Here is a 22715-nt window from a genome sequence, read left to right on the forward strand (position 1 = left end):
CGTGCCCGCCTGGCGTCCTCGCCATTCCAGCGTGGCAACGCCCGCGCCGCACCGCGCCGCGCCGCACCGCGCCCGCGCCGCACCGCGCCCGCGCCGCACCGCGCCCGCGCCGCACCGCGCCCGCGCCGGCCAGGGGGTCCTCGACGTCCCAGCGTGGCAACTTCAGGGTGGTGCTCGTTGCGCGCTGCTCGTTGCCTGACAAAGCGGGCCTCGCATCGGCGTCCGCGCCATCGGTCGCGCGTCACGGCGTCTTCATCGGATCGCGGGCCACGGGGTAGTCGTTCAGCGTGATGGCGTTGGCTGCGGCCTGAAGGTTTCCCGTGAGGGCGCCCTTTCCCGGCAGTTTCGTCATCGTGCGGATGACCTGGTTGCGCATCCAGATGCCGGCGCGCGAGGCCGGTGCGAAGCCACGGTCACCGCCCGGAGGGCGCTTGAGGTTGCGGGTCACGTAGTCGCGCATGCCCGACTCATAGGCGCGGAACGCCGAGATGGGGTCGGGTGCCGCGGCGAGCTCGCCGGCCAGCACGTAGGCGCCGACCACGGCCATGCTCGTGCCCATCCCGAGCGAGCCGGCGAACGCCGCGTCGCCGAGCAGCGTCGCGCGTCCGTGTGACCAGTGGTCGAGCTGGGTGGCGGCGGAGCGGCTGAAGTAGAAGTCGTCGGCGCGCCACATCTGGTCGAGCAGGTGCGGGATCTCCCAGCCCTCGTCGGCGAACACCTGGGCGAGCAGCGCCTTCTGCTCCGCAGCGTCGCGGCGGTCGTGGCCCAGCGCCGGCGCCCACCAGGAGAACATCGCGCGGACCTCGCCGTCGTTGCCGACGGGATAGAGCAACAGCACGCGACCGCCGACGCCGTTGCCGGCCGGCAGGTTGTACATCACCTCCCAGCCGGCTAGGTCGAGCGAAGTGTGTGCCGGGAAATACGACACGTACATCCCCAGGTCGCGCACCGGTTGCCGGGCGCCGCGGAAGGCGAGTGCGCGCACCCCTGAGCGCAAACCGTCGGCGCCGACCACCGCGTCGAAGGTGCGCGGCGGCGCGCGGTGGAAGGTGGCGGTGATGCCGTCAGCCCCGTCGTGCAGTGCGGTGATGTGGTCGTCGAAGAGATATTCGGCCGTGGGTGCGGCGTCGTGCAGGATGCGCACCAGGTCGTCGCGGAGGATCTCGATCTCGGCCACCACGCCGCCGGAGTCGCCGAAGTCCTCGCCCGACATGCGCGCGACCGGGGCGCCGCGACGATCGACGTACATGATGCCGTGGGTGCCGGTGTGTTTGGCCCTGATCGCATCGAGAATGCCCATCCGCTCCACGACTGTGCGTGCGGCGCCGCGAATGTCGATGGCCTGGCCGCCGGGGCGAAGGGCGGGCGCGCGCTCGACGACCGTCGCGTCGATGTCGTGCCGGCCGAGCCAATGGGCCAGTGCGAGCCCGCCGATGCCTGCTCCAGAGATGAGGACGTTCATGTCGGTGCCTCCCGGTCGCTGTGTGCCGCGTACAACGTACATCAGTGGCGCGTACGTTGTATAGCGCACTAGTTCACGGCGTGGTACGCTCATCACGCACTAGTGCAAAGGAGGCTTGACGGTCATGGTGGAGGAAGCGCCCTACCGGCGGATCGCGGCGGAGATCCGGGAACGCATCGCGCGCGGCGACCTCGCGCCGGGCGACCGCATCCCGTCGACCCGTGACATCACGCGCGACTGGGGTGTCGCGATGGCGACGGCGACCAAGGTGATCAGCGCGCTACGCGACGCCGGGCTGGTGGAGACGCGCTCGGGCGCCGGCAGTGTCGTCATCGAACGGAGTGCTCCGCCGGTCGAGATGGTTGTCGAGCCCGAGGTCCCGGCGCACGCCGGCGGTTTCCATGGTCCAGCGACACCACGACTTCGCCGGTCACCCGACGGGGAGCTCAGCCGCGACCGGGTGGTCCGGTCGGCCGTCGCGATCGCCGACGCCGAGGGTCTGTCGATGCTGACGATGCGACGGGTGGCCGCCGACCTGGGCGTGGCGACGATGTCTCTTTACCGGCACGTCCCGGGCAAGGACGAGCTGATCCTCGCCATGATTGACGCCGTCTTCGGCGAGGCCCCGCTGCCAGCGGACCGACCCGCGCACTGGCGAGACCGGCTGGAGGCAGCGGCGCGGCAGATGTGGCGGTCGTTCGTCGCGCACCCGTGGGCCGCCGATCCGCTGTCACTCACCCGTCCGCAGCTGCTGCCCAACCTGCTGCCCTATTCGGGCTGGAGTCTCGACACCTTGCACACACTCGGGTTCGGCGTCGACGAGATGATGCACATCCACCTCTCGATCTTCGGCCACGTGCGATCCACTGCCATGAGCCTCGATTCCGAGCTACGCGCCCGCGCTGACACCGGCGTCACCAACGACGAGTGGGCTGACATTCACGGAGACGAGATCGAGGCCGTCCTGAACACGGGTGCGCCGGAGCGGTCTGCGGGCCTGCGTTACGTGGCCGAGCACGGCTTCGACTACGACATCGAGGCGGTCTTCGAGTCCGGCCTACGCCTACTACTCGACGGCGTCGCGGTGGCCTTGGCCCGCCGGGAGGTGAACGGCGATGAGCAGGTGGACCTGTCCGTCGTGTGAACGCGAGTTCGGCCGCGCCAACCAGTCGCACGTCTGTGTGCCGGCCGGCACGATCGAGGAGACCTTCGCGCTCCACCGGCCCGAATGGCGGCTGATCTTCGACGCCATCCTGGCGCACACGGAAGAGCTCGGGCCGATCCACACCGACGCCGTAAAGGTCGGCGTCTTCCTCAAGACCGAGCGCACGTTGGCCGAGGTCCGCCCACGAGCCCGGGCCGTCGACCTGATGCTGGTGCTACCGCACCCGATCGACGACGAACGGATACGTCGCACATTGCCGAAATCCGCCGACCTGGTGGCGAACGTGGTGGCCCTGACCGACGTGCGCGACGTCGACGACCAGGTCCGGGCCTGGCTTACCGAGGCATACCACGCGGCGACGGGCTAAGCCCGTGCGTCGCAGCCGCGGCGCGGCCGGCTGATCGTCGTTCTGGCCCGCACGGCCGCATCGACCGACGCGGGTGCTCGCTGGCGCTGCGGGTGCGGGTCGCCGCGTGCGTTGTGTCTCTGTGCCCGGCGCCCTATGGGCCGCGCGCTGAAGGCCTGCGCTTTACCGACCCGGCCGGGCGGCGCGGCCACGTGGAGTCCGGCGTCGCGGGCGCGGTGATCTCGGCGGACCGGCGCGGGGCATGTGCCGGCCTAAGGCCGCGCGCTGTGGCCATGCGTGCTGCTCGGAACCAGGAACAGCGGGGTCCGCAACCTCGGGGGAATTGGACGGGAGGCTGCGGTGATTCGGGTCTGGCATACACGGGTTGTCTTCGGGATGCGCGTCGCGCCGGTCCCGGGCGGAGGTCGTCGCGGCGACGTTCACCACGACGGCGCGCCCGCGACCGGCGCGATCGATCGGCTAACCCACGGTGCAAGCCGAGCCGTTGAGCGCGAACGAAGACGGAGACACATAGCCCCCGCTGTGCGTGCCCTGATATCCGAACGCGGTGCTGGCATCGGCGGCAAGCGTCCCGTTCCACGACAGGTTGCGTGCGGTCACCGCCGACCCGCTCGTGGTCACGGTGGCGTTCCAGCTACTGGTGATCGCCTGACCGGACGGAAGGCTGTAGGTCAGCGTCCATCCGTTGAGGGTGCCTGTGCCGGTGTTGGTCACCGTCACGTCCGCGGTGAAGCCGTTGCTCCACGGGTTGGCCACGTATCGCACGCGGCAACCGGACCCGCCTCCGCCGGATCCCGTGGAGGTGGTCACGGTCCGGCCCGCCGAGGCTGTGGAGAGATTGCCGGCGGCGTCGCGGGCGCGCACCGAGAAGGTGTACACCGTGGCCGCGGCGAGCCCACTCGCGGTGAACGACGTGCCGGCCGTGCTGCCGACCAGCGTGGCGGAACCACTTCCCTGCTGGCGATAGACGTCATACCCGGTCACTCCGACGTTGTCAGTCGAGGCGGCCCACGAGAGCGCGACGCTCGACGCGGTGACGGTGCCGGCGTTCGGCTGGCCTGGCGTCGACGGGGCCTGCGTGTCCTGGGAGCCGCTGCCGCCGCCGTTGACCGCGGCCGAGAACGCGCTCACGCCGAGGCCGACGCCGCCGTTCCACGGTTCGAAGCCCGCCTGGATGCTGGTCAGGTACCACGAGTTGGTGATCGCTCCGCGCGACCGCACGTTGGCGATGAAGTCCAGCACGCTGAAGTTCCAGGAGCTGATCGGCGACGGTGCCACGTACGACAGGACGTTGTTGGCACCGTTGCTGCCTTGCCAGACCTCCCAGGTCCGGCCGCCCACCGTCGCGTTACCCACCGGCCCGCCGATCGGTTGGATCGAGCCCTGCCGGTTGAACCAGATCATTATTTCCATCTGGTTGACCCCGTCGGTGCGCGGGGAGGGGTCGAGCCAGATGTCGTACGACGCGTTGTAGGTGCCGCCGGCGAACACGTAGTTGATCGACGAGGTGGCGCTGCTGATCCGGCTGACCTGCATCGGCAGGTTCGTTCCGGGCGAGCAGTTGGTGTAGTGGCAGCCCAGGAAAACCGACGGGTACGACAGCGGCGCGCCATTGGTGGCGGCCGAGCCCTGCTGCGCGGTGATGCTGAAGCCGCTGTCGGTGACGTTGACGCACTGCTGCGCGCTCGAGCCCCAGCGGTTGTTCTGCACCACGTACCGGCCCTGGATGGTGGTCGAGCCGTACTGCTCGCAAATCAGCGTGTCGGCCTGGGCCGGGGACGCCACGACCAGCGCGGCGGTCGCGACCAGGACGGCGGTCACGGCGGCGCGGACAAGTCGGCGCATGCTGCTCCTTCCGAAGTCAAGGCAGGAGATGGGAGCGCTTCCATCGACAGTAGTCTACGCATCTTGCCCTGGATAGAGGTCCCGACAGCGAGTAATGTTCTGGCTTCATTGCGTGGCCCCTCGACCGCCTCGGAGGCTTCGTCCACATGCTCCCGTCTACGCTGCGCGTCCTCGTCGTCGGCGCCGGCATCGCTGGTCTCGCTGTGGCCCGGGCACTCCGCCTCGCTGGCTACCACCCCGAAGTCGTCGAGAAGCTGCCCGCCACCACCGTTCCCGGCGCCGGAATCTTCCTCCCGGGTAACGCCGCGCGGGCTCTGCGTGACCTCGGCCTCGAAGACCCGGTCCAGCCACTCGGCGACGTGGTCGAGCGACAACGCTTTCTCGATGAGAGCGGCAGCGAACTGTGCGAGGTCGACCTCGGCAAGCTCTGGTCCGGCGTGGGCGAGTGCCGTGCCCTGTCCCGCGGCGAACTGCAGCGCGTGCTGCTCACGTCGGTTGACGGTGACGTCCGCTACGACACCTCGCTGGCCCGGCTCGACGTCGACACCGACGGCTCCGCCGAGGCCACCTTCGGTGACGGTTCGATCTCGTCGTACGACCTGGTGGTCGGCGCCGACGGGCGCAAATCGTCGGTGCGCGCCCTCGCCGCGCTGGGTGGCCCGGCCCGCCCGGTCGGCCAGGTGGTCTACCGCAGCGTCGTCTCCGGCGGCCCGGCGATCTCCGAGTGGACCGCCCTGTTGGGCCTGCGCTCGGCCTTCATCGTCATGCCGATGGGTGACGGACGCCTCTACGTCTACGCCGACGAGCCCGGCACGAGCGCGCCGGCCGACCCGCTCGCGCGGCTCCGCGAGGTCTTCGCCGACTTCGGGCCGCCCGTGCCGGACATCCTTGACGCGGTCGACAAGGTGCAGGTCGCCCTGACCGACGAGGTCGAGATCGCGTGCTGGTCGCGCGGCCCGGCGCTCCTGGTCGGCGATGCCGCCCACGCCACGTCACCGACGCTGTCGGAGGGCGCTGCCATGGCGCTCGAAGACGCGGTGGTCCTGGCCGAGGCGCTCACCAACGCGGGCTCGGTGCCGGAGGCACTCCGCCGCTACGAAACCCGCCGCCGCCCACGCACCAAGTGGGTCCTGGACCGCACCCGCGACCGCGACCGCACCCGCGACGTCTCACCGGCTCTACGCGACCCGCTCCTGCGCGGCCGTGGCGACCGCATCTTCCGGGAGCACTACCGCCTCCTCGTCGATCCGGTCTGAGGACTAAATGACCTAGCCGGACGCGCCACTCCGCGTGCGGCCGGTCGCTCCGCGTGGACCTGGACTACGGCGTAACCAACCGGTCGGATTTGTCGCCCTGCGTCGACCGGTCCAAAGCGTGGGCGACTCGGCCGAATGCGCACAGGTGTGAGGCCGGTCGCCCCGCGTCGCCGGGGGCTAAGGGGTACGCGACGCGGCCGAACCCGTCGTGACGGCGGAAGACCGGTCGCCCCCGCGTCGACCCGGCCTATGGGCGAGCGATCCGGCCGAACCCGTCGTGACGGCGGAAGACCGGGCGCCCGTCGGTGACAACAGCGCAAGCGAGACCACGCTGACGGCAGGACCGAGAGGCAATGGTGGCCCGCCGCCGCGGGCAGTGCGGAACGCGGACTCCGGCCCGCGTCACGCCGTTTGCTGCTCGCCGCTCCAAGGTCGTACACCCCGATGGCTCGGATCTGTGATCTTTCGCCCGCGTTCCGTGACCGACTTTCCCGGCAACCCGGGAAGCGTCCCTAACGGAGCCCCGACCCGCTCCGGCCAGCGCGGGTGTCAAGAGGGGTTCTCGCGACCCAGCGCGGGAAGCCGCAGATGCGAGGACTATTCTGCGTCCGACACAAACGACGATTGCGGAGGCCTGTGGTGACCACCGTTGCACCGAAGCCGATCGTGACCCGGCCCTGGCCGGTCCGCCAGCCGGTGAAGGGCTCGGCCTTCGCGCGCCTGCTGCGCACGACCGATGCGAAGCAGATCGGGATCATGTACATGGTCACGAGCTTCGCGTTCTTCCTTATCGGTGGGTTGATGGCGCTGCTGATGCGCGCCGAGCTCGCCCGGCCCGGCATGCAGTTCCTGTCGCCGGAGCAGTACAACCAGCTCTTCACGATGCACGGCACGATCATGCTGCTGTTCTTCGCGACGCCGATCGTGTTCGCGTTCGCGAACTTCGTCGTGCCGTTGCAGATCGGCGCGCCGGACGTCTCGTTCCCGCGACTGAACAGCTTCGCTTACTGGCTGTACGCCTTCGGCGGCTCGATCGCCCTCGGCGGCTTCTTCACCCCGGGCGGCGCCGCTGACTTCGGCTGGTTCGCCTACGCGCCGCTGAGCAGCGTCGAGCACACGCCGGGTGTCGGCGCCAACATGTGGATCGTCGGTCTGGCCATCTCCGGTCTGGGCACGATCCTCGGTGGTGTCAACATGATCACCACGATCCTGACGCTGCGGGCGCCGGGCATGACGATGTTCCGGATGCCGATCTTCACCTGGAACATCCTGGTCACCAGCCTGCTGGTCATCATGGTCTTCCCGCTGCTCGCGGCGGCGCTGTTCGCCCTCGCGGCCGACCGCATCCTCGGCGCACACGTATACGACGCGGCCACCGGTGGACCGATGCTCTGGCAGCATCTGTTCTGGTTCTTCGGCCATCCAGAGGTCTATATCGTCGCGCTGCCGTTCTTCGGCATCATCAGCGAGGTCATCCCGGTCTTCTCCCGCAAGCCGGTCTTCGGCTACAAGGGTCTGGTCGGCGCGACGATCGCGATCGCGGCGCTGTCGATGAGCGTATGGGCGCACCACATGTTCGCCACGGGCCAGGTGCTGCTGCCGTTCTTCAGCTTCCTGAGCTTCCTGATCGCCGTACCCACGGGCATGAAGTTCTTCAACTGGATCGGCACGATGTGGCGCGGCCAGATCAGCTTCGAGACACCGATGCTGTTCGCGGTCGGCTTCCTGGTGACGTTCCTCTTCGGCGGCCTCACCGGTGTCCTGCTGGCCAGCCCGCCGGTCGACTTCCACGTCTCCGACTCGTACTTCGTGGTGGCCCACTTCCACTACGTGCTCTTCGGCACGATCGTGTTCGCCGTGTACTCGGGTATCTACTTCTGGTTCCCGAAGATGTTCGGACGCATGCTCGACGAGCGCCTTGGCAAGATTCACTTCTGGCTGACGTTCATCGGGTTCCACACCACGTTCCTGGTGCAGCACTGGCTGGGCAACGAGGGCATGCCCCGGCGGTACGCGGACTACCGGCCGAGCGACGGCTTCACCACGCTCAACGAGATCTCCACGATCGGCGCCTTCATTCTGGGCATCTCGACGCTGCCGTTCCTCTACAACATCTGGAAGTCCTACAAGGCCGGCCCGGTCGTACTGGCCGACGACCCGTGGGGCTACGGCAACTCGCTGGAGTGGGCGACCTCGTCCCCGCCGCCGCTGCGTAACTTCGACCGGATGCCGCGGATTCGCTCCGAGCGCCCCGCGTTCGACCTGAAGTTCCCGGAGCTAGCCGCCGGCCGTTCGGTGGCCGGCCCGCCGGAAGGCGGCGCCAAGCCGCTGACCAGCGAGTCCGACGGCGGTGCCAGCTATAAGGAAGACACCGCGAGCAACGTCGACCACTAGCCGACCGAAAAGGGCGGCGCGACGATCCGGAACACGGGTCGACGCGCCGCCTTTCTCGTTCAGAAGATCAGCACGATCGCCGCCACACCGAGGATCACGTCCACGACGAAGCACCACTCGGCGTACGAACGCGGCACGACTCTGTTGACCCGGTGGTGATAGGCGTCCCACGCCGCGTGCGCGAGCAGCCCGATCGCGACCAGCACCCCACCGAGGACGCGCGAGCCGGCCTCGATGGCGATCACCGCCACGGCGGCGAACAGCACGGCCGCGATCACCTGAACACCGAAGCCGGGCGCCCGCCGCACGGTGCCGAGCACGACGAAGACGACGGACGCGACCAGCAGCGCGTACGCCGGGTTCAGGTCGAAGATCCGCAGCGGCCCGACGGCGACGGCGCCGATCAGCACGGCCGGCCAGGTGATGCCCGGCCGGTTGAACGATGCGGGCACCAGGTAGGCGAGCGGGCACAGGACAAGCAGGAAAGCGAGGCCGCGTACGTCATCGAGGCCGTACAGCGACACCGCGACCAACGGGATCGCGGCCAGGGTGGGCCAACGTCGGGCGAGCCACCGCAGCAGCGACGGACTCTGGTCGGTCGTCGTGGAAGTCATGGCTCTGACCGTGCCAGCGAGCCCGCGCGGCCGAAACGATCCGCGAACAGCAGGTCCGATTCCCTGGGATCGGCGGCCTAAGGTCAGGGATATGGAGCCTCGCCACATCGTGATGGTCGGGTACGACGGTGCCGAGCTGCTCGACATCGCCTGCGTCACGTCGACCTTCGGGCTGGCCAACGCGATCGGCCAGCTCCACCCGGGCTACCGGGTCTCGCTGGCCACACCCGGCGGCCAGCCGATCCGCTGCGACAGCGGCCTGGTGGTGCAGGCGCAGCTCACGCTGGAGCGACTGACCGGCCCGATCGACACCCTGATCGTCTCGGGCGGTTTCGGCCACGAGGTGGCCGCCGACAACGCGCTGGTGGTCGCGCACGTGCGCCGGCTGGCCCGCGAGAGCCGCCGGGTCGCGTCGGTCTGCACCGGTGCCACGGTGCTCGCCGCCACGGGCCTGCTCGACGGCCACCGCGCGACCACCCACTGGCGGTTCGCGCCACGGCTGGCCAGCCGATACCGCGACGTCCACGTCGACTCCGCGCCGATCTTCATCCGCGAGGGCCGAATGGCCACGGCCGCCGGCGTCACCAGCGGCCTCGACCTGACACTTGCGTTCGTCGAGGAGGACCACGGCCCCGAGTTGTCCCGCCAGGTCGCCCGGGACCTGGTCACGTACCTGCAAAGACCGGGCAACCAGGCGCAGATGAGCGTGTACGTGGCCCCACCCGCCCCCGACAACGACGTGGTCCGCCGCGCCGTCGACCACGTCCTCAGCCACCTGGACACGGACCTGTCGACCGCCCGCCTGGCCGACGCGGTCGGGGTGAGCCCCCGCCACCTGACCCGCCTGTTCCTCCGCGAACTCGGTGACCCACCGGCCCGTTTCGTCCGCTCGGCCCGCGTCGACGCGGCGGCCCGACTGCTGGACTCGACCGACCTCCCGATGCCCGAGGTAGCCACCCGCACCGGCTTCGGCTCGGCGGAGGCGTTGCGACAGGCCTTCGTGGCGCGGTTTCGCATGCCACCGGCCAAGTTCCGCGCCGTCTCCCGCCGCCCCGAGCCGGACCGCCCGGACCAAGACCGGGCGATGGCCGGCTGAATCGAAGTCTTGCCCGGCGCCTGCGGCATCCGGGATCTCACCCGACCTCAGCGCCGACGCGCCACCTCGGGCGTGTCATCCACCGGGCGGTGACATCTCCGGGAGCCAACATGTTTTTCCATGTACGCACATGCAAAAACACGTCGGGTCCCGGAACACATCCCCGTCCGACCGCGACACGCCCTGCTCGCAACGACGAGGTGAAGTCGGACCGGACCGGCTGTGGCGGTCGGACCTGCCGGCGGCGACGGCCGGTGTCGCCCGGCGTGGCGGTGACGCGGTCGGCGGACGGTGCGTAGATGAGCAGCGGTCGATTCGCCACACGCCAGCGCACCGACACTGCACGCTCAGGCGTGTAGGGCGGTGCCCTGCTCGGCGGTGCTGCCTGGCATGGCGGTGACGCGGTCGCTGGACGGTATGTAGGTGAGCAGCGGTCGATTGGGGTTGTTCTCCGGCGTGAAGACGACGGGCTTGTTGAGCGCGCTGCCCATGGCTCGCAGGAACGCGCACAGGACGTCGAGCCGGTCCTGTCCCTGGAGCTCTTGGGGGTCGAAGTCGAACTCGATCTCATCGTCCGCGAAGAAATGTGTGTTGACCGCGATGTCGGCCACCGGCCAGATGGACAGGGTCGTGCCCGTTTCCTCGCGGCCCGTGAAGATGTCGCTGACCTTCTGCGGCAGGGGCAGTGGCAACCCGTCGGCGGTGTAGTCGAGCCGCCATCCCCGTGCCCGGGCGACGTCGACAACGTGCTGCCAGTCGACCATGCTGACGCCGAACACGTAGGCGTCCCGCAGCGATCCATCCACCTCGAAGTAGTGGGCAACGTCGTTCCAGACCAGGTCAGGCACGCGTCCATGATCCGGACCGGGACACGTCGGCGCCAGGTGTTTCGACGGCCAGCCGGTCAGGCAGCATCGCCTGGCCGAACGACTTGTCCTCCGACCGCGAACGTCTCCCGTGCGACGTGGTCCGTGGTGATCTGGCAAGAGCGCATCCCTGATCAGGGCGCGGCTTGAACGTTGGCCAGCTAGGTCTCTTCCGGCCGCAGCACGGTGACCGCGTCAGTCGACCGGGACGAGCTCAGGTCACAACCGGCCACCGAGCGACGCGGCGCGGGCCTAGTCCGAGACGGCCAGCGCGGGTTCGGTCGCTCGTTGCGCGGGCACCGCGGCCTCCGGCGGCTGTCGCCGCGACAGATAGATCGGCAGCACCGCCAGCGTGACCAGCAACCCCGCGACCCCCGTGGCCACGAATCCCCATCGTGGCGAGGAAATGTCGATGACCCACCCCGCAAGGGGAGCACCCAGCGCCAACCCCACGGTTATGGCCGAACCATGCAGGCCCATCGCCTCGCCGCGGACCGACGGCGGCGCCAGATGGGAGACCTCGTCGGCCGCGGCCGCCAGCGTTGGTGCGCACAGTGCCCCGGCGGGCACGAGAGCCAACGCCAGCAGGAACCACTGTGCACCGGCCAGCGCTACCAGCGCCGTACCCAGCGCCAGCACGCCGAGCAGCACCACCAGTGACGGGACCCGGCTCAGCGACCCGTAGATGAAGCCGCCGATCAGCGAGTAGACGCCCCAGAGGGCCAGGACCAAACCGGTCCAGCTGATCTGGTCCGCCTCCCGGAGGACGGCTACCACCGTTACGTCGGTGCCGCCCAGCATCAGGGTCGTCGCCGCCGCGATGGCCAGGATCGCGACCATGCGCGCCGATAGCCAGGACCGCCGCGGTGGCGCGGGGCCGACAGCGACCTCGGACTCGGCGCGGACCGGTGGGTTGAAGACGAACAGCGCGCTGCCGGCGATGACCACGCCCGCGCCGATCGCCCACATCGTGGCCCGGGGTGAGACCGTGGTGGCCATCAGGACCGCCAGCGCGGGGCCGATCATGAAGGACAGCTCGACGGACATCGAGTCGAGGGCGTACGCCGGGCGGCGCTGCTCCGGCGGCACCAGGGCCGCCAGTGACTGCCGGACCACCGAGAACACCGGGAGGGTCAGCACACCGGCGATCAGCGCCAGCACCAGCAGCAGCGGGTAGGGCAGTGAGCCGGCCACCGACCAGAACACGCCCTCGGCGACAGTGCAGACCGCCAGCACCGGGCGCAGGCCCCGCCGGTCGACCATGCGGCCCAGCAGCGGGGCGCCGAACGCCGCGCCGATCGTGGATGCGGTGGCGACCAGGCCGGCGGCGAAATAGCCCCGGTCCAGATCCTGGACCACGTGCAGGGTCAGCGTCACCGCGGCCGCGACCGACGGGATGCGGGCCAGGATGGCGACGATGATCAGCGGGCGGACACCGGGCAGCGCGAGGACAGACCGGTAGGGCGCGAGCCTCACGCGGGTTTGAGCACGGGACTGCCGACGAGCGTGACGCCCGCCTCGCGTAGTCGCTCGAGCGCGACCTCGGTGGTGTCCGGCAGGACGCCGGCGGTGAGGTCGAGCAGCACGGTGGTCTTGAAGCCCAGGCGGGCCGCGTCGAGGCTGGTCGCCCGGACGCAATGGTCGGTGGCGATGCCGACCACCTCGACCTCGTCGACGTCGTGGTCGTGAAGCCAGGTCGCCATGCCGGCACCCTCGTCGGTGTGGCCCTCGAAACCGCTGTAGGCGGCCGCGTGCTGGCCCTTCTTGAAGACGGCCTCGATGCGGTCGGTCGCCAGGTTGGGGTGGAAGTCGGAGCCCGGCGTGCCGGCCACCGTGTGCGGGGGCCAGGTGGTCTTGAAGTCAGGGTGGCCGCTGAAGTGGGCGCCCGGGTCGACGTGGAAGTCCTTGGTGGCGACCACGTGCGCCCACCGCTCGGGTGAACCGGCCAGCGCTCGCGAGATCTCGGACGCCACGCCCGCCCCGCCGGCAACGGCCAGCGAGCCACCCTCGCAGAAGTCGTTCTGCGTGTCGACGATGATCAGAGCGCGGGTCATGCTGAGAACACTAACGCGCGGGTACGACAGTGACCGGGACCGCGGGATCGCCCGCCGACAGCTTGAGCCCCTCCCACGGGATCGAGATCAATCCCTGCCGCAGGTGCTCCCGGGAGTCCGCCAGCGAGGGCAGGTCGACGGGCTGGCCGGCGACCACGTACGGGCGTTGGAGCAGCCGGTCGCCGGTGCGCTGCTCGGGCGCGCCCTGGGAGACCACGATCTCCTCGGTCGCCGTGCCGGTCGGCTTGTGGCGGCGTACCGCGATCTTGCGTCCGCCGATCGTGGCCTTGTGTTCCGAGCGCTTCACCACCGGCCGCCCGTCGACCTCGACCAGCTTGTAGACCAGGCCGGCGGTCGGCGCACCGGAGCCGGTGACGACGGAGGTGCCGGCGCCGTAGATGTCGACCGGCTCCGCGGCGAGCGCGGCGATCGAGTACTCGTCGAGGTCGCCGGAAACGATGATCTTGGTCTCGGTGGCGCCCAGCGAGTCGAGCAGCTCGCGGGAGTGGTGGGCCAGCACGGACAGGTCGCCCGAGTCGATCCGGATCGCGCGCAGGTCCGGCCCGGCGACCGCGATCGCGGTGCGAATGCCCTGCGCGATGTCATAGGTGTCCACGAGCAGCGTGGTGCTCTTGCCCAGTGCCGCGACCTGTGCGGCGAACGCGGTGGCCTCGTCGTCGTGCAGCAGCGTGAACGCGTGGGCCGCGGTGCCCGCCGTCGGGATCCCGTACCGCATGCCGGCGGCCAAGTTGGACGTGGAGGAGAAGCCGGCGAGGTACGCGGCCCGCGTCGCGGCGACCGCCGCCTCCTCGTGGGCCCGGCGCGAGCCCATCTCGATCAGCCCACGGCCGCGGGCGGCGGTGACCATGCGGGCGGCCGCCGCCGCGATCGCGCTGTCGTGGTTGAGCACCGACAGTGCCAGCGTCTCCAACAGCACGCACTCGGTGAACGTCCCGGACACGGTGAGGATGGGTGAGCCGGGGAAGAACAGCTCGCCCTCGGCGTACCCCTCGATGTCGCCGTGGAACTCGAAATCAGCCAGCCAGGCGGCCGTCTGCTCGTCCACGACCGACCGTTCCAACAGGTAGTCGATCTCCTCGGCGGAGAACCGGAACTCGCGGATCAGGTCGATCAGCCGCCCGGTGCCGGCGACCACGCCGTAGCGCCGGCCCGGCGGCAGCCGCCGGGCGAACACCTCGAAGACGGACTGCCGGTCGGCGGTGCCGTCCTTGAGCGCGGCACTGACCATGGTCAGCTCGTAGTGGTCGGTCAGTAAGGCGGGGTGGCCCTTGGTCATCCACCCACCCTAGGCGCCGACGCTCAGCTGTCGGGAACCATCCGCAATGCGGCGCCGAGCTCGCCCCGCCCGGCGACGCCGAGCTTGGCGTACACGCGCTGGAGATGGTTTTCGACCGTGCGGGTGGACAGGTAGAACTGGGCGGCGATGTCCCGGCTCGACACGCCGGAGGCGGCCAGCCGGGCGATCTGCCGTTCGCGATCGGTCAGGGCCGGTCGGGACAACCCCAACGCGGGGGTACGCAGCATGTCGCAATGACTGAGCAGCTCGCCCATCAGCCGGTTGGCGTTGGTGGTGGGCTCGGCCGCTCGCGACTCGCGGAATCGGCCCGCGGCGCCGGCGGCCGCCTCGGCCGCGTACACCCAGAGGCCTTTGGCCTTGAAGAAGTCGGCGGCGATCATCAGGTCGGGGCCGGATCTGCGGGCGGCCGCCTGGGCGTGCGCCGACATGATGCCCGGCAGGTCGCCGTCGAGCGTGTTGGCCAGCACGGCAAGCCGTTCCGCGACGGTCTGGCCCGGATCGAGGTCGTCGGGCCAGTCGAGCGCCTCGCCCGCCCGGCCCAGCCGGACCAGGTCGTGCAGCGCCAGCACCTCGTGACCGGCGAAGCCGTCGCCGCGCAGCCGCCAGACCAGCTTGCGGAGCACGTCGGCGGCGCCCGGCAGATCGTCGGCGACGGCGAAGACGGCGGCCCGGGCCTGCTCGCGCCACGGATAGAGGATCGCCATGATCGGCGAGTGCGCCTCGTCGGAGTCGGCCATCGCCGCGCGGGCCTCGTCGACCTCGCCGCGCAGCGCGTGTGCCTGGGCGCGCTCGGCGTGCGCCAGGCTCGCGTAGATCCGGCTGGTCGCCAGCACCGCGCACGCCTGCAGGCTCGTCCGCAGCGCCTCGCTGGTCTGGCCGCGCAGGCGGGCCGCCTGGGCACGCAGGATCGCCAGGTAGCCGGCGCCGAGCCGGAAGTCGCCGGCGTCGGCCAGGTCGGCGAACTCGTCGGCGACGATCGCGTCGATGCCGGCCAGGTCACCGGCGATCGCCAGCCGGGTGCCGCGGGCGAGCTCCAGAGCGAGCTGGAGATAGGGCATGTCCGTGCGCCACAGCGGTGCGTCGGCCTGCACGCTGGCCACCGCGCGCTCGCTGGCCCGGGCCTCACCCTGCGCCGCCTGTAGGTGGGCGATCATGCACTGCGCCAGGCCGCGGGCCGAGACGGGTGCGGCCGGGCGGTCGAGGATCGAGCGGGCGATCCGCAGCGCCTCGGCCGTCTCCAGCTTGTGCAACCGCATGATCGCCTCGAACGAGCGGACCCGGGCCTGGTCGGCCGGATCGGGCAGGGCCTTGGCCTCGACGGCCAGCTCGTCGGGTGTCGACTCGCGGCTGAGCCCCCAGTTTCTGACGAGGCCGCGGACCACCAGCCAGCGCGCGCGGAAGTGGTTGGAGGTGGCCTGCTCCTCGACGGTGTCGAGCACGTGCAGCGCCTCGGCCGGCTGGTCGCCGAACATCATCATCGTCGAGAGCAGCTCGGCCGCGCCGAACCCGCCGCCGGAGTCGAGTGCGGCCCGGGCCAGCCGGGTGGCCAGCGGCACGTCGAAGCCGGCGAACGCCTGCCCGCCCGCCATCAGCAACTGCAGCGGGTCTTGCGCGGTGCCCGAGTCGAGCCGCCAGACCGCGACCCGCAGCAGGTCGTCGCGGCGCCGGGCGCCGGCCGCCTCGACCAGGTCGGCGAGCTGCGCCTCGAGCCGGCGCTTGCGCGTCACGGGGCACCGCCGGCGGACCACCTCGCCGTAGAGCGGGTGGGCCAGCCGGGCGTTGGACCGCCGGTCGCTCTCCACCACCCGGATGAGCTGGCGTTCCTCCGCGATCTCGACGTCGGCCGCGTCGGTCGCCTTGATCAGCAGGTCGATGCCGATCGGTTCGCCGAGCGAGGCCAGCTCGACCACCGTGCGTACGCCCGGCGTGAGCTGGCCGATCCGGGTGTCGATCAGGTCGGTCAGGCTGGGCGCGAGCTCCAGCCGGCCCGTCCACCGGTGCACACCGAACGACTTGGTGAACTCGCCCGCCTGCTTGGCCGCCAGGACCAACTCGCGGAGCAGCAGGGCGTTGCCCTCGGAAAGCCGCCACAGCCGCTCGGCGCTGGCGTTGTCGACGTCGCCCTCGAGCATCTGCACGAGCAGGCGGCTGGTGTCGTCGACCGACATCGGCTCGATCTCGACCAGCTCGACCAGGTCGTCGGTCCACAGTGCGCGGATGGGGTGCGGGAACTGCTCACCGCTGCGCAGGGTGGCCAGCACGGTCGCGCCCTCGTCGCGGGCCATCAGGTAGGTCAACGCGGCCGACGACGGATCGAGCAGGTGTGCGTCGTCGATCGCCAACACGATCGGGCGGCCCGCGGCCTGCTGGTTGAGCGCCTCGACGGCCCAGCGCAGCAACCCGGCCGCGGTCAGACCCGGCGGCTGGTCGGTGGGCAGCACCTGGGCCATCCCGCCGAACGGAAGGGACGCGGTCGCGATGTTGGCCGAGGCGGTCCAGACGGCCAGTCGGTCGGTGGGAAGAGCGGCGACTCCCTCGCGCAGTAGTCGGCTCTTGCCGATGCCCGCACTGCCACTAAATATGAGCCCTCTTCCACTTCCGCCAGTGGCGGTCGAGATGAGACGGTTGAGTTCTGCGGCACGCCCGACAAATCTCCACGGACTCATCACCGCAGCATATAGAGAGTAATGGCGATGGGTACTCCCCGTAACGGGTTGAAGTTGAGTAGCCAGCGAAGTCGGCATTGAGTAGTGCCGCACCTGTCATGTTAGGTGGCGGTTCGCATAGCGTTCCGGTGCTCAGTGGAACGCGGACGGTGATCGCCCGCGCGCAGTCGAACCAGGAGGCGCAGGCATGGGCTCAGACACGCTCGATCGGCTAACCGGGGCAGAGGTCATCTCTCTGCCGCTACAGCGGCGCGCCGGCCGGATGGGTGGTCCCGAGCTCGAGCCGATTCCGGACGAGCCGATGGCCGTCGTGGCCCTCGGCGCCCGCGGCAGCGGCCGCAGCGACGTGATCGCCGCGTTGGTCGGCTCCGTCGGTCCGCTGCTCGACGTGCCGTCCGCCAGCTACCTCGTGGTCAACCACGGCCACGGCAAGGACATCTGCTCCTACCTGCCCGGCGCCCGCAAGGCACACCCGTTCCGCTCCGCCGTCGCACCAGTCGACGAGCCGGCCGCGGCCCGCCCGCCGCGCCGGGTCGAGCTCACCCTGCCCGACCCGTTGCTGCGCCATTTCGCCCTGGTCGACGCGCCCGACACCGAGACCCTCGGCGTCGCCGGCGGCCGGGTCCTGCACGACGCGGTCGAGCGCGGCGGCGCGGTGATGTACGTGCTGAGTGCCGGCCAGCTTCCCGGTCGCTTCGAGCTCGACATCCTCGGCGAAGTCGCGCACACCAACGCCGCGGTCTTCTTCGTCGTCACACCCCGCGCCGACGGCACCTGGTTCGCACCGGCACCCGCCCTGTCCATCGACGCGGTCGACGAGCTCGACCTGCTCGCGCTCGGCGAGATCGCGCCCGGCCTCGACGACGACGACCCGGCCGCGGGTGCGGTCGAGGCGCAGCGGATGGCGATCGCCACCGCCATCCCGGCGCTGGCCGACGCGCCCTGGTTCGCGGTCGACCCGGCCGCCGGCGACACCGCGTTCCTGCGCCGCGCGCTCACCGAGTGGGCGGCCGACGAGGGCATGAACCGGGCCAGCAGCAACCCGCCGGTGCCGCCGAACGCGATGCGCACCGTCCGGGTCGCCGAGGGCATCCACGAGTCCGACTGGGCCGAGCGACTAGAGGCGTCCGCCCGCACCGAGACGCAGATCGTCCGGCAGCGCCTGGCCATCGAGCTCGCCAACATCCACCTGCGCTGCGTCCAGGAGATCGTCTTCGGCACCGGTCCGGCCGGCCTGGCCGAGACGCTCGACCGCGAGATGCACGCGCTGTCGCTGAAGGCCGTCGCCGAGTGTGACCAGACCGTCGACCAACTGTTGACCGACTCGGCCACCCAGGTCTTCGGCGAGGCGCCCGACGAGGGTGTCCGCCGCCGGGTGGCGGCGGGCGTGCGCCGTGCGCTCGCCGACGACCGCAACGCTCGTGACCTCGACAAGGTCCTCCTGATCACGAGCACCGCCGGGGTGGCCACGGTCGCCGGGGGCGGCGCGGTGGCCGGGCTGGCCGCCTACCCGGTGGAGGTGGGCCGCACGATCCTCCCGTCGGTCGGCGTCGGGCTGGCCGGCGGCTGCTACGGGCAGTGGCGCAACGCCGGCGCCGCCGACACCAACCGGGCCCGCTCGTGGGCGCAGCGGTCGATCCGCGGCGTCGAGCTCGAGCTCCTCCGCGAGGTCTCCCGCCGCCTCGAGGCGACCCACCGGGCGCTCAACGGAGTGCTCGCGGAAGCGGTCGACCACGGGATCCTTCTGGCATAGGCGCTGTTTCATGGCTGGGATCGAGGCGAGGCGGAGTTCAGGTGTTGTCTGGGTGTGCGGCGGCTTTGCCCGGATACCGGTGTTGTATCCGGGTAAAGGTGCCGTGCGGCCAGGCGGCACCTGGGCCCGCCGCAGCCCGACCCCAGCCATGAAACAGCGCCTTTCCCCAGCCCACGACAAGTGAGGGCTACTGGGACGCATGTGGCGGTCGTCGGTGCGTCGATTTGCTCGTACGATGGCGGTGTGGCAGCCCCGCAGACGACTCCCGTGCAGTCGCCGGACGTCGAGACCCTGCCGGCAACCGACCGTCCGTGGATCACGGTTGTCCACGATGACCCGGTCAATCTGATGACCTACGTGACCTGGGTGTTCCAGAAGCAGTTCGGCTACACCTTCGACAAGGCGCAGTCACTCATGCTCGACGTGCACAACAAGGGCCGCGCCGCCGTCTCGCACGGTGCCCGCGAGCGGATGGAATACGACGCGTCGTGCCTGCACGGTTACGGCCTCTGGGCGACGGTCGAGCAGCCCTGACCCATGTTCCGGCGCTATGGAAAACAGTGTGTGGCGACCTTCGCCCCCGACGAGGTTCGGGTGTTGCGGAAGGTCGCGACCGAGGTCGTCGGGCTGCTCACTGACGGGTTCGACCACGGCGACCCCGTCGTCGACCGGCTCTTCCCCGACGTCTACCCGACCAACAGCGACGACTCGGCCGAGTTCCGCCGCTTCACCGAGGGCGACCTCAAGACCGGCAAGATCGACGCGGCCGGTGCCATCCTGGCCGCGCTGCCCAGCAGCTCCGGCGGTGAGGTCCGGCTCGACGAGGAGGCCGCCGAGGCCTGGCTGCGAGCGCTCAACGACGCCCGGCTGGCGATGGGCGTCCGGCTCGACATCAGCGCCGAGACCGACCTCGGCGACGAGCTCGACGACGCCGTGCTGTCCGACCCCTCGTCGTCCCGGGTCTTCCAGCTCTCCGTTTACGCGTACCTGGGATATCTTCAGGAATCGTTGCTCACCGCACTCACGGAGTGACCATCGTGACCGCGGCCACGTCCCGGCACAGGCCGCGCAGACGGTAAGCTTGGGTACGTGCTGAGCATCGACCGGTCGATCATCGACGCGATCATCGCCCACGCACGCCGCGACCATCCCGACGAGGCGTGCGGCGTGGTCGCCGGCCCGGTCGGCAGTGACAAGCCGGCCCGCCACATCCCCATGGACAACGCCGCCCGGTCGATGACGTTCTACGAGTTCGACTCGATGGAGCAGCTCCGGGTCTGGCGCGAGATGGACGACCTCGACGAAGAGCCGGTGGTCATCTACCACTCGCACACGGCGACCGAGGCCTACCCGTCCCGCACCGACGTCTCCTTCGCCGGCGAGCCGGGCGCCCACTACCTGCTGGTGTCGACCCGCGAGCCGGAGTCCGAAGAGATCCGCTCCTACCGCATCGTCGACGGTGTCGTAACCGAAGAGCCGGTCCGGATCGTTGAGCCCACCGTGGATCCGCACGCCGTTCAGTCATACATGTTCGGGCAGAGCCCGACGACGGTCGACTACGAGTGTTCGCCCGGCCGCTGACCCCCCGCTGCCAACCGACCACCGTCCGTCGTTCTTCTCGTTCTTCCCAGGAGCAATGATCATGGCTATCGAAGTTCGCATCCCCACCATCCTGCGCACGTACACCGGCGGCGCGAAGTCCGTCGAGGGCGCCGGCGACACGCTGAGCGCGCTGCTCACCGATCTCGACAGCAAGTACTCCGGCCTGCGCGGCCGGCTGATCACCGAGCAGGGCGGCCTGCACCGCTTCGTCAACATCTACGTCAACGACGAAGACGTCCGCTTCCTCGGCTCGCTCGACGCCAAGCTCAATGACGGCGACAACGTGACGATCCTGCCGGCCGTCGCCGGTGGTGCCTTCGGCTTCGCCGCCGCGGCCGCGCTCCTCGGCCGCTCCACGGCGCCCGTCAGCTAAGGGACGCCGCCATGTCGCGGTACGAGAGCCTGCTCGATGCGGCGGGTGACACCCCGCTGGTCGGCCTACCCAGGCTGTCCCCGGCGGTGCCGGAAGGCGCGCCGCCGGTGCGGCTGTGGGCCAAGCTCGAAGATCGCAACCCGACCGGGAGCATCAAGGACCGGGCGGCGCTGTTCATGGTCCGCGAGGCCGAACGCGCCGGCCGGCTCCGCCCGGGCGACACGATCCTGGAGCCGACCAGCGGGAACACCGGCATCTCCCTGGCCATGGTCGCCAAGCTGCGCGGCTACCGCCTGGTCTGCGTGATGCCGGAGAACGTCTCCACGGAGCGCACCCAACTGCTCCGGATGTACGGCGCTGAGATCATCTTCTCGCCGGCCGCCGGCGGTTCCAACCAGGCGGTGGCGAAGGCGAAGCAGATCGCCGCCGAGCACCCGGACTGGGTGATGCTCTTTCAGTACGGCAACCCCGACAACGCCCGCGCGCACTACGAGACGACCGGCCCCGAGCTGCTCCGCGACCTGCCGACGATCACGCACTTCGTCGCGGGTCTGGGCACCACGGGCACGCTCATGGGCACCGGTCGCTACCTGCGCGAGAAGGTGCCCGGCATCGAGGTCATCGCTGCCGAGCCGCGCTACGGCGAGATCGTCTACGGGCTGCGCAACATCGACGAGGGCTACGTGCCGGAGCTCTACGACGCCTCGGTCCTGACCCGCCGGTTCTCCGTCGGCACTCAGGACGCGGTGCTGCGTACCCGGCAACTAGTCGAGGTCGAAGGCATCTTCGCCGGCTTCTCCAGCGGCGCGATCCTGCACGCGGCGCTGGCCGTCGCCCACCAGGCGGTCAAGGAGGGCATCCGCGCCGACGTCGCCTTCGTGATCGCCGACGGCGGCTGGAAATACCTCTCCACCGGCGCCTACGGCGGCACCCTCGCGGAGGCCGAAGAGGCGCTCGACGGTCAGCTCTGGGCGTAGAACTCGCGCAAAGCGCCGGTCAGATCGGCGTCGTCGACCCCGTGCCAACTGCCGGGCAGGCTCAGGTGGCGACCGTCGGGCAATGCCCCGACGATCGTCACCGCCCAGCCCGGCAGCGGCCCGGTGGTGCCTTCGCTGTCGATGACCAGCGTGGGCGTGCGGACGCGGCCGATCAGCTCCAGTGAAGTGCTGTCCCCGAGCACACAGTCGTAGACGAGCGTCGGGGCGACCGCGATCAAGCCGGCGTCCGGCGTCGCGTACTCCTCCGGCACTCCGATCGCGGCCAGGAAGTGTGCGGCCGCCTCGGCATGCTTGCCCGCGCCGACCAGGGTGCGCATCTCGTCGGTGAGCGGCGACCCGCCGGGCTCGCCCAGCGGCGGCTCGAGCAACGCCATCCGCTCGATCGGCACCCCGGCGGCCGCGGCGTGCAACGCGACCAGCCCACCGGACGAGAAGGCGTAGACGTGCGCCGTCCCGCCCGCGGCGGCGATCACCGCGGCCAGGTCGTCGATCTCGCGCTCGACCGCGTAGGGCAACGTGTCGCCGCTCTCGCCGCGCCCGCGCCGGTCATAGGTGAACACGGTGAAGCTTTTGGCCAGCGCGGCCGCGATCGGACGCATCGGGCCGTGTTCGCGATAGGCGCCGGCCGCGTCCACACACACCACGGCGGGGCCAGAACCGACCCGCTCGAACGCGATCGCGGTGCCATCCCCGGAAAGCGCGGTCTCAGCCATCTCGCCGCCTTCGATCGATAAGCAGATCATCAAAGTGCCCTGGGCCAATAGCGAGATTTCCCGGGTCCGCGGTGGCTGCGCGCCGTTGCTCCCGCCGGAGACCGCTCCGCTTCGCTCCGCTGCCAGGTCCGCCGCGGGTCACCGCCAACCCCGTTTGCTCTGCACCCGTATAC

20 protein-coding genes are annotated in these 22715 nt (G+C 70.4%); 11 read left to right on the top strand and 9 right to left on the bottom strand.

The features are described 5' to 3' along the window. Window positions 1-241: 241 nt before the first annotated feature. Window positions 242-1462 (bottom strand): FAD-dependent monooxygenase, encoded by a 1221-nt coding sequence (locus tag BLV39_RS07400; protein WP_176984796.1) that lies wholly within the window; start codon window positions 1460-1462, stop codon window positions 242-244. A 124-nt stretch (window positions 1463-1586) separates the two neighbouring features. Between BLV39_RS07400 and BLV39_RS07405 the strand changes: the two genes are divergently transcribed. Further along, window positions 1587-2606, top strand: a complete 1020-nt coding sequence (locus BLV39_RS07405) for a GntR family transcriptional regulator (protein WP_090788682.1) — start codon at window positions 1587-1589, stop codon at window positions 2604-2606. Continuing rightward, a complete protein-coding gene (locus tag BLV39_RS07410) occupies window positions 2578-2994 on the top strand; it encodes a DUF5655 domain-containing protein (protein WP_090788684.1) in 417 nt (138 codons plus the stop codon). Before BLV39_RS07405 ends, BLV39_RS07410 begins: the two co-directional genes overlap by 29 nt. 459 nt (window positions 2995-3453) lie before the next feature. Here the strand turns inward: BLV39_RS07410 and BLV39_RS07415 are convergent, their stop codons facing one another. After that, the gene (locus BLV39_RS07415) at window positions 3454-4839 is read right to left on the bottom strand and encodes a GH12 family glycosyl hydrolase domain-containing protein (RefSeq protein WP_090788686.1); all 1386 of its coding nucleotides are present in this window, start codon (window positions 4837-4839) and stop codon (window positions 3454-3456) included. 146 nt (window positions 4840-4985) lie between these two features. Here BLV39_RS07415 and BLV39_RS07420 point away from each other — a divergent pair, with 146 nt between their 5' ends. After that, on the top strand, window positions 4986-6095 hold the full coding sequence (locus BLV39_RS07420; RefSeq protein ID WP_090788688.1) for an FAD-dependent monooxygenase: 1110 nt from the start codon (window positions 4986-4988) through the stop codon (window positions 6093-6095). Window positions 6096-6734: 639 nt separating this feature from the next. Continuing rightward, window positions 6735-8489 (top strand): aa3-type cytochrome oxidase subunit I, encoded by a 1755-nt coding sequence (gene ctaD / locus BLV39_RS07425; RefSeq protein ID WP_090791240.1) that lies wholly within the window; start codon window positions 6735-6737, stop codon window positions 8487-8489. Between the two features lie 59 nt (window positions 8490-8548). Here ctaD and BLV39_RS07430 read toward each other — a convergent pair whose 3' ends face one another. Beyond that, complete coding sequence (locus BLV39_RS07430) at window positions 8549-9103, bottom strand: hypothetical protein (RefSeq protein ID WP_090788690.1); 555 nt, start codon at window positions 9101-9103, stop codon at window positions 8549-8551. A 91-nt stretch (window positions 9104-9194) separates the two neighbouring features. Here BLV39_RS07430 and BLV39_RS07435 point away from each other — a divergent pair, with 91 nt between their 5' ends. Further along, window positions 9195-10199 carry a GlxA family transcriptional regulator gene (locus BLV39_RS07435; protein WP_090788694.1) on the top strand — a complete coding sequence of 335 codons (1005 nt, stop codon included), beginning with the start codon at window positions 9195-9197 and terminating at the stop codon, window positions 10197-10199. A 347-nt stretch (window positions 10200-10546) separates the two neighbouring features. Here the strand turns inward: BLV39_RS07435 and BLV39_RS44000 are convergent, their stop codons facing one another. The 5 genes from BLV39_RS44000 to BLV39_RS07460 form a co-directional block, all read right to left on the bottom strand. Further along, window positions 10547-11047: a hypothetical protein gene (locus BLV39_RS44000; protein ID WP_090788696.1), complete on the bottom strand. Its 501-nt coding sequence runs from the start codon at window positions 11045-11047 to the stop codon at window positions 10547-10549. A 270-nt stretch (window positions 11048-11317) separates the two neighbouring features. Further along, complete coding sequence (locus tag BLV39_RS07445) at window positions 11318-12541, bottom strand: MFS transporter (RefSeq protein ID WP_090788698.1); 1224 nt, start codon at window positions 12539-12541, stop codon at window positions 11318-11320. Next, window positions 12538-13119, bottom strand: coding sequence for an isochorismatase family protein (locus BLV39_RS07450; protein ID WP_090788700.1), 582 nt, complete (start codon window positions 13117-13119; stop codon window positions 12538-12540). The genes BLV39_RS07445 and BLV39_RS07450 overlap by 4 nt, the downstream gene beginning before the upstream one ends. A gap of 10 nt (window positions 13120-13129) precedes the next feature. Next, complete coding sequence (locus tag BLV39_RS07455) at window positions 13130-14416, bottom strand: nicotinate phosphoribosyltransferase (protein ID WP_090788702.1); 1287 nt, start codon at window positions 14414-14416, stop codon at window positions 13130-13132. A 23-nt stretch (window positions 14417-14439) separates the two neighbouring features. After that, a complete protein-coding gene (locus tag BLV39_RS07460) occupies window positions 14440-17103 on the bottom strand; it encodes a LuxR C-terminal-related transcriptional regulator (protein WP_090788704.1) in 2664 nt (887 codons plus the stop codon). A 187-nt stretch (window positions 17104-17290) separates the two neighbouring features. On the opposite strand from BLV39_RS07460, the gene BLV39_RS07465 reads away from it, so the two are divergent. From BLV39_RS07465 to BLV39_RS07490, 6 genes are all read left to right on the top strand, one after another. Continuing rightward, a complete protein-coding gene (locus tag BLV39_RS07465; RefSeq protein ID WP_143049668.1) occupies window positions 17291-18856 on the top strand; it encodes a hypothetical protein in 1566 nt (521 codons plus the stop codon). 243 nt (window positions 18857-19099) lie between these two features. Further along, complete coding sequence (gene clpS, locus BLV39_RS07470; RefSeq protein ID WP_089246162.1) at window positions 19100-19390, top strand: ATP-dependent Clp protease adapter ClpS; 291 nt, start codon at window positions 19100-19102, stop codon at window positions 19388-19390. Window positions 19391-19393: 3 nt separating this feature from the next. Beyond that, window positions 19394-19888: a DUF2017 domain-containing protein gene (locus tag BLV39_RS07475; RefSeq protein ID WP_090788708.1), complete on the top strand. Its 495-nt coding sequence runs from the start codon at window positions 19394-19396 to the stop codon at window positions 19886-19888. Between the two features lie 57 nt (window positions 19889-19945). Next, the gene (locus BLV39_RS07480) at window positions 19946-20437 is read left to right on the top strand and encodes a M67 family metallopeptidase (protein ID WP_090788710.1); all 492 of its coding nucleotides are present in this window, start codon (window positions 19946-19948) and stop codon (window positions 20435-20437) included. A gap of 61 nt (window positions 20438-20498) precedes the next feature. Next, a complete protein-coding gene (locus BLV39_RS07485; RefSeq protein ID WP_090791242.1) occupies window positions 20499-20831 on the top strand; it encodes a MoaD family protein in 333 nt (110 codons plus the stop codon). A gap of 11 nt (window positions 20832-20842) precedes the next feature. Further along, a complete protein-coding gene (locus BLV39_RS07490) occupies window positions 20843-21808 on the top strand; it encodes a PLP-dependent cysteine synthase family protein (RefSeq protein ID WP_090788712.1) in 966 nt (321 codons plus the stop codon). Here BLV39_RS07490 and BLV39_RS07495 read toward each other — a convergent pair. Beyond that, the gene (locus BLV39_RS07495; protein ID WP_090788713.1) at window positions 21793-22542 is read right to left on the bottom strand and encodes an alpha/beta fold hydrolase; all 750 of its coding nucleotides are present in this window, start codon (window positions 22540-22542) and stop codon (window positions 21793-21795) included. The genes BLV39_RS07490 and BLV39_RS07495 overlap by 16 nt on opposite strands. Window positions 22543-22715: the final 173 nt, after the last annotated feature.

Origin of the sequence: Asanoa ishikariensis, from assembly GCF_900107455.1 — a bacterium.
GTDB classification, from domain to species: Bacteria; Actinomycetota; Actinomycetes; order Mycobacteriales; family Micromonosporaceae; genus Asanoa; species Asanoa ishikariensis.